The following is a 1,302-nucleotide window of genomic DNA, read 5'->3' on the forward strand; positions in this document are numbered from 1 at the left end:
CTGAAAACCTTCAAAATTCTTGCTGAGCGTTATCGAAATAGAGGTAAAAGGCTTGGTTTGAGATTCAATTTAATCGCTGGAATCTACAACTTGGAGCTGAGTAAAAAATGATTTATGAAAGACATCTATTAATATTGTATATTAATTAACTAATCTAGGATGGTTTTTTGTCTGCGCTAAATAAATTTGGTCATGTAAAGCATAAATAATTGATATGGCTAAACTTTCAAATTGAGGTAAAGTTATAAATGAATACATCGGTAAAAATAATCTCTGTTGATGGTGATGTTTGGCGTTTTTCAAAGACAAATAAAAAAATAATTCTAAAAAAGGGGGCAAAGCTTCAGGTGAAAGATGTATTGCATCTTTCAGAAGAAAGTAGTGTCGTGTTGCAGCTTTCAAATGGCCGAGTTGTTGAAATTCATGGTAAAGATTTAATCAATAATGACGGCAATTTTAGCCTCAATTCTTTGCTAGGTGAACCAAACTCGGATCTAGATAAAATTGTAAATTTTGCAAAATCATTTCAGCAAATGAATGATACAGAACAACAAAATGATGTTGTTCGTTTGGATGATGGTCGAGTATTTAAAAAAGAAGGTAAAGATTATGTTGAAATTGCGGGAGAGTCCTTTGATGGCGATCCTGATGTAACTCAAGGTGGTCATCGTTTTGTTCAACTTACTCGTGTGCGCGAAACATCTGTCGCCGACGGTATAAAACCGTTAATGCTGAATCGAGTGTTAGATAATATTCCGCCTTTAGGAATTGAGTACCCAATATTATCTTCAGTTATCAAACCATTTGAGCATGGTTTGGGTGGTGGTAGTTGGACACCTTTGTCTCCATTTGCACCTACACCAAACACGCCACCTGTCGCAAGCGATGACACGTACAACACCGCATTCAACACGCCAGTGGCACTCAACCCATTGGCAAATGACAGCGATGCAGATGGCAACCCACTGACCATTACTGCGATCAATGGTGTGCCTTTGACGCTGGGCAGCGCACAACAAATCAACACCCCGAACGGTGTGGTGAACATCGATGCCCAAGGCAACATCACCTTCACACCGAACGCAGGCTTTACAGGTCAAGAAAGCTTCAGCTACAGCATCAGCGATGGCCAAGGCGGCAGCGCAACTGCGACTGAAACCATCAACGTTTCAGCCGTCCCGACCATCAGCGTGGGTAACAACACTCAAGTTGAAGGCACGAACCTGGTTCACACCGTGACCTTAAGCAACCCATCGAGCACCGCGCAAAGCTATGCGATCAGCTTAACGGGCAACACCGCGA

1 protein-coding gene and 1 pseudogene are annotated in these 1,302 nt (G+C 41.6%); both read left to right on the forward strand.

What is annotated here, in order from left to right; translation table 11 throughout:
• Positions 1-111: pseudogene (locus MF4642_RS16480) on the forward strand (IS5/IS1182 family transposase); the annotation flags it as partial.
• A gap of 236 nt (positions 112-347) precedes the next feature.
• On the forward strand, positions 348-1,302 hold a 955-nt coding region (locus MF4642_RS16485; protein WP_162841322.1), incomplete at its 3' end, for an Ig-like domain-containing protein.

This window comes from Acinetobacter sp. MF4642 (genome assembly GCF_002018925.1).
Lineage (GTDB): Bacteria > Pseudomonadota > Gammaproteobacteria > Pseudomonadales > Moraxellaceae > Acinetobacter > Acinetobacter johnsonii.